The organism is Limimaricola soesokkakensis (genome assembly GCF_900172345.1).
Classification (GTDB): domain Bacteria; phylum Pseudomonadota; class Alphaproteobacteria; order Rhodobacterales; family Rhodobacteraceae; genus Limimaricola; species Limimaricola soesokkakensis.
This window is the reverse complement of the sequence record NZ_FWFY01000029.1, coordinates 1-5513: the sequence shown is the minus strand read 5'-3', so window position 1 is coordinate 5513 and position 5513 is coordinate 1. Positions and strand designations below refer to the sequence as shown.

Genomic DNA, 5513 nt, shown 5'->3' with positions numbered 1-5513 from the left:
TCCAAGTATCGGCAACAGCTTTATCAATACCATGAAAAATATCAACCACACCAGAAGCAGCATCAGTGACGACATTAGAAATATCCTTTGCAGTAGCGCCAATATGAGAAGAGCCATACCGCTGATTCTGCGTTTGCTGATGAACTAAGTCAACCTCAGCACTAACCTTGCGAGTCATTTCTTTGATTTGGTCATTGGTAAAATACTGACCAGCCGTTTGAGCTTGAGTAAGCATTTGGCGCATAATCTCGGAAACCTGCTGTTGCTTGGAAAGATTGGTGTTTTCCATAATAGACGCAACGCGAGCAGTAGACTCCTTCTGTTGATAAGCAAGCATCTCATTTTGTGCATATACCTGGTCTTTCGTATTCTGGCGTGAAGTCGCCGACTGAATGCCAGCAATCTCTTTTTGAGTCTCATTTTGCATCTCGGCAATCTCTTTCTGATTGTCCAGTTGCATTTTAGTAAGCTCTTTTTGATTCTCAAATCCGGCGTCAACCATACCAGCAGAGGAAGCATCAGCACCAGCACGCTCCCAAGCATTAAGCTCAGGAAATGCAGCAGCAAGATAATCACGAGTATCCTTTCCTTTATCAGCGGCAGACTTGCCACCAAGTCCAACCAAATCAAGCAACTTATCAGAAACGGCAGAAGTGCCAGCCTGCAACGTACCTTCAAGAAGTCCTTTACCAGCTTTAGCCATAGCACCAGAAACAAAACTAGGGACGGCCTCATCAGGGTTAGGAACATTAGAGCCTTGAATGGCAGATTTAATACCAGCATCACCCATGCCTACAGTATTGTTATCGGTAGCAAGCACATCACCTTGAATGCCACCGGAGGCGGCTTTTTGACCGCCTCCAAACAATTTAGACATGGCGCCACCAGCAAGAGCAGAAGCAATACCGCCAGCAATAGCACCAAACATAAATCACCTCACTTAAGTGGCTGGAGACAAATAATCTCTTTAATAACCTGATTCAGCGAAACCAATCCGCGGCATTTAGTAGCGGTAAAGTTAGACCAAACCATGAAACCAACATAAACATTATTGCCCGGCGTACGGGGAAGGACGTCAATAGTCACACAGTCCTTGACGGTATAATAACCACCATCATGGCGACCATCCAAAGGATAAACATCATAGGCAGTCGGGAGGGTAGTCGGAACCGAAGAAGACTCAAAGCGAACCAAACAGGCAAAAAATTTAGGGTCGGCATCAAAAGCAATATCAGCACCAACAGAAACAACCTGATTAGCGGCGTTGACAGATGTATCCATCTGAATGCAATGAAGAAAACCACCATTACCAGCATTAACCGTCAAACTATCAAAATATAACGTTGACGATGTAGCTTTAGGTGTCTGTAAAACAGGTGCCGAAGAAGCTGGAGTAACAGAAGTGAGAACCAGCTTATCAGAAAAAAAGTTTGAATTATGGCGAGAAATAAAAGTCTGAAACATGATTAAACTCCTAAGCAGAAAACCTACCGCGCTTCGCTTGGTCAACCCCTCAGCGGCAAAAATTAAAATTTTTACCGCTTCGGCGTTATAACCTCACACTCAATCTTTTATCACGAAGTCATGATTGAATCGCGAGTGGTCGGCAGATTGCGATAAACGGTCACATTAAATTTAACCTGACTATTCCACTGCAACAACTGAACGGACTGGAAACACTGGTCATAATCATGGTGGCGAATAAGTACGCGTTCTTGCAAATCACCAGAAGGCGGTTCCTGAATGAATGGGAAGCCTTCAAGAAGGTGATAAGCAGGAGAAACATACGAAGGCGCATAACGATACCACTGACCCTCAGCAATCTTAAACTTCTTAGACGAATCACCAGAACGGAAAACATCCTTCATAGAAATTTCACGCGGCGGCAAGTTGCCATACAAAACAGGGTCGCCAGCAATATCGGTATAAGTCAAAGCACCTTTAGCGTTAAGGTACTGAATCTCTTTAGTCGCAGTAGGCGGAAAACGAACAAGCGCAAGAGTAAACATAGTGCCATGCTCAGGAACAAAGAAACGCGGCACAGAATGTTTATAGGTCTGTTGAACACGACCAGAAAACTGGCCTAACGACGTTTGGTCAGTTCCATCAACATCATAGCCAGATGCCCAGAGATTAGAGCGCATGACAAGTAAAGGACGGTTGTCAGCGTCATAAGAGGTTTTACCTCCAAATGAAGAAATAACATCATGGTAACGCTGCATGAAGTAATCACGTTCTTGGTCAGTATGCAAATTAGCATAAGCAGCTTGCAGACCCATAATGTCAATAGATGTGGTAGAAGTCGTCATTTGGCGAGAAAGCTCAGTCTCAGGAGGAAGCGGAGCAGTCCAAATGTTTTTGAGATGGCAGCAACGGAAACCATAACGAGCATCATCTTGATTAAGCTCATTAGGGTTAGCCTCGGTACGGTCAGGCATCCACGGCGCTTTAAAATAGTTGTTATAGATATTCAAATAACCCTGAAACAAATGCTTAGGGATTTTATTGGTATCAGGGTTAATCGTGCCAAGAAAAGCGGCATGGTCAATATAACCAGTAGTGTTAACAGTCGGGAGAGGAGTGGCATTAACACCATCCTTCATGAACTTAATCCACTGTTCACCATAAACGTGACGATGAGGGACATAAAAAGTAAAAATGTCTACAGTAGAGTCAATAGCAAGGCCACGACGCAATGGAGAAAGACGGAGAGCGCCAACGGCGTCCATCTCGAAGGAGTCGCCAGCGATAACCGGAGTAGTTGAAATGGTAATAAGACGACCAATCTGACCAGCAAGGAAGCCAAGATGGGAAAGGTCATGCGGCATACGCTCGGCGCCAGTTTGAATATTAGACATAATTTATCCTCAAGTAAGGGGCCGAAGCCCCTGCAATTAAAATTGTTGACCACCTACATACCAAAGACGAGCGCCTTTACGCTTGCCTTTAGTACCTCGCAACGGCTGCGGACGACCAGGGCGAGCGCCAGAACGTTTTTTACCTTTAGACATTACATCACTCCTTCTGCACGTAATTTTTGACGCACGTTTTCTTCTGCGTCAGTAAGAACGTCAGTGTTTCCTGCGCGTACACGCAAGGTAAACGCGAACAATTCAGCGGCTTTAACCGGACGCTCGACGCCATTAATAATGTTTTCCGTAAATTCAGCGCCTTCCATGATGAGACAGGCCGTTTGAATGTTGACGGGATGAACATAATAAGCAATGACGGCAGCAATAAACTCAACAGGAGCAGGAAAGCGAGGGTATCCTACAAAGTCCAGCGTACCATAAACGCAAGCCTCAACGCAGCGACGAGCACGAGAGCGGTCAGTAGCAATCCAAACTTTGTTACTCGTCAGAAAATCGAAATCATCTTCGGTTAAATCCAAAACGGCAGAAGCCTGAATGAGCTTAATAGAGGCCAAAGCGGTCTGGAAACGTACGGATTGTTCAGTAACTTGACTCATGATTTCTTACCTATTAGTGGTTGAACAGCATCGGACTCAGATAGTAATCCACGCTCTTTTAAAATGTCAACAAGAGAATCTCTACCATGAACAAAATGTGACTCATATCTAAACCAGTCCTTGACGAACGTGCCAAGCATATTAAGCCACTTCTCCTCATCCAACGCGTCAGTTTTTGACAGAATCGTTAGTTGATGGCGAAAGGTCGCAAAGTAAGAGCTTCTCGAGCTGCGCAAGGATAGGTCGAATTTTCTCATTTTCCGCCAGCAGTCCACTTCGATTTAATTCGTAAACAAGCAGTAGTAATTCCTGCTTTATCAAGATAATTTTTCGACTCATCAGAAATATCCGAAAGTGTTAACTTCTGCGTCATGGAAGCGATAAAACTCTGCAGGTTGGATACGCCAATCATTTTTATCGAAGCGCGCATAAATTTGAGCAGATTTGTCGTCACAGGTTGCGCCGCCAAAACGTCGGCTACAGTAACTTTTCCCAGCCTCAATCTCATCTCTCTTTTTGCGTTCTGCTTCAATATCTGGTTGAACGGCGTCGCGTCGTAACCCAGCTTGGTAAGTTGGATTAAGCACTCCGTGGACAGATTTGTCATTGTGAGCATTTTCATCCCGAAGTTGCGGCTCATTCTGATTCTGAACAGCTTCTTGGGAAGTAGCGACAGCTTGGTTTTTAGTGAGTTGTTCCATTCTTTAGCTCCTAGACCTTTAGCAGCAAGGTCCATATCTGACTTTTTGTTAACGTATTTAGCCACATAGAAACCAACAGCCATATAACTGGTAGCTTTAAGCGGCTCACCTTTAGCATCAACAGGCCACAACCAACCAGAACGTGAAAAAGCGTCCTGCGTGTAGCGAACTGCGATGGGCATACTGTAACCATAAGGCCACGTATTTTGCAAGCTATTTAACTGGCGGCGATTGCGTACCCGACGACCAAAATTAGGGTCAACGCTACCTGTAGGAAGTGTCCGCATAAAGTGCACCGCATGGAAATGAAGACGGCCATTAGCTGTACCATACTCAGGCACACAAAAATACTGATAGCAGTCGGCGTGTGAATCATTAGCCTTGCGACCCTCGGCAGCAAGAACCATACGACCAATATCACGAAAATAGTCACGCAAAGCATTGGGATTATCATAAAACGCCTCTAATCGGTCGTCAGCCAACGTGAGAGTGTCAAAAACGATAAACCAACCATCAGCATGAGCCTGTCGCATTGCATTCATCAAACGCTGAATAGCAAAGCCTCTACGCGATTTCATAGTGGAGGCCTCCAGCAATCTTGAACACTCATCCTTAATACCTTTCTTTTTGGGGTAATTATACTCATCGCGAATATCCTTAAGAGGGCGTTCAGCAGCCAGCTTGCGGCAAAACTGCGTAACCGTCTTCTCGTTCTCTAAAAACCATTTTTCGTCCCCTTCGGGGCGGTGGTCTATAGTGTTATTAATATCAAGTTGGGGGAGCACATTGTAGCATTGTGCCAATTCATCCATTAACTTCTCAGTAACAGATACAAACTCATCACGAACGTCAGAAGCAGCCTTATGGCCGTCAACATACATATCACCATTATCGAACTCAACGCCCTGCATACGAAAAGACAGAATCTCTTCCAAGAGCTTGATGCGGTTATCCATCTGCTTATGGAAGCCAAGCATTGGGGATTGAGAAAGAGTAGAAATGCCACAAGCCTCAATAGCAGGTTTAAGAGCCTCGATACGCTCAAAGTCAAAATAATCAGCGTGACATTCAGAAGGGTAATAAGAACGAACCATAAAAAAGCCTCCAAGATTTGGAGGCATGAAAACATACAATTGGGAGGGTGTCAATCCTGACGGTTATTTCCTAGACAAATTAGAGCCAATACCATCAGCTTTACCGTCTTTCCAGAAATTGTTCCAAGTATCGGCAACAGCTTTATCAATACCATGAAAAATATCAACCACACCAGAAGCAGCATCAGTGACGACATTAGAAATATCCTTTGCAGTAGCGCCAATATGAGAAGAGCCATACCGCTGATT

Annotated in this window: 9 protein-coding genes; all 9 read right to left on the bottom strand. The window is 44.6% G+C overall.

The window, feature by feature from the left end; translation table 11 throughout:
• Nucleotides 1-928 (bottom strand): Minor spike protein (locus LOS8367_RS19560; RefSeq protein ID WP_000466544.1); only part of this gene is annotated, 928 nt, incomplete at its 3' end.
• 8 nt (nucleotides 929-936) lie between these two features.
• Nucleotides 937-1464 (bottom strand): hypothetical protein, encoded by a 528-nt coding sequence (locus LOS8367_RS19555; RefSeq protein ID WP_000487867.1) that lies wholly within the window; start codon nucleotides 1462-1464, stop codon nucleotides 937-939.
• A gap of 110 nt (nucleotides 1465-1574) precedes the next feature.
• Nucleotides 1575-2858, bottom strand: coding sequence for a major capsid protein (locus tag LOS8367_RS19550; protein WP_000065572.1), 1284 nt, complete (start codon nucleotides 2856-2858; stop codon nucleotides 1575-1577).
• A gap of 36 nt (nucleotides 2859-2894) precedes the next feature.
• Nucleotides 2895-3011, bottom strand: a complete 117-nt coding sequence (locus tag LOS8367_RS19545; RefSeq protein WP_000033471.1) for a phage DNA packaging protein J — start codon at nucleotides 3009-3011, stop codon at nucleotides 2895-2897.
• Complete coding sequence (locus LOS8367_RS19540) at nucleotides 3011-3469, bottom strand: scaffolding protein D (RefSeq protein WP_000084700.1); 459 nt, start codon at nucleotides 3467-3469, stop codon at nucleotides 3011-3013. The genes LOS8367_RS19545 and LOS8367_RS19540 overlap by 1 nt, the downstream gene beginning before the upstream one ends.
• Nucleotides 3466-3705 carry a phage DNA packaging protein C gene (locus LOS8367_RS19535; protein ID WP_016670801.1) on the bottom strand — a complete coding sequence of 80 codons (240 nt, stop codon included), beginning with the start codon at nucleotides 3703-3705 and terminating at the stop codon, nucleotides 3466-3468. The genes LOS8367_RS19540 and LOS8367_RS19535 overlap by 4 nt, the downstream gene beginning before the upstream one ends.
• Entirely contained in the window at nucleotides 3638-3790 is a 153-nt protein-coding gene (locus LOS8367_RS19530) for a hypothetical protein (RefSeq protein WP_435988044.1), read from the bottom strand. The genes LOS8367_RS19535 and LOS8367_RS19530 overlap by 68 nt, the downstream gene beginning before the upstream one ends.
• On the bottom strand, nucleotides 3723-5291 hold the full coding sequence (locus LOS8367_RS19525) for a replication endonuclease (RefSeq protein WP_001134933.1): 1569 nt from the start codon (nucleotides 5289-5291) through the stop codon (nucleotides 3723-3725). The genes LOS8367_RS19530 and LOS8367_RS19525 overlap by 68 nt, the downstream gene beginning before the upstream one ends.
• A 36-nt stretch (nucleotides 5292-5327) precedes the next feature.
• The coding region (locus LOS8367_RS19520; RefSeq protein ID WP_044808946.1) for a Minor spike protein at nucleotides 5328-5513 on the bottom strand (186 nt) is incomplete at its 5' end.

Bases quoted from the DNA above. Each gene is read 5' to 3' on its own strand.
- LOS8367_RS19555 (WP_000487867.1), bottom strand. From the start codon at position 1,464: ATGTTTCAGACTTTTATTTCTCGCCATAATTCAAACTTTTTTTCTGAT.
- LOS8367_RS19550 (WP_000065572.1), bottom strand. From the start codon at position 2,858: ATGTCTAATATTCAAACTGGCGCCGAGCGTATGCCGCATGACCTTTCC.
- LOS8367_RS19545 (WP_000033471.1), bottom strand. From the start codon at position 3,011: ATGTCTAAAGGTAAAAAACGTTCTGGCGCTCGCCCTGGTCGTCCGCAG.
- LOS8367_RS19540 (WP_000084700.1), bottom strand. From the start codon at position 3,469: ATGAGTCAAGTTACTGAACAATCCGTACGTTTCCAGACCGCTTTGGCC.
- LOS8367_RS19525 (WP_001134933.1), bottom strand. From the start codon at position 5,291: ATGCCTCCAAATCTTGGAGGCTTTTTTATGGTTCGTTCTTATTACCCT.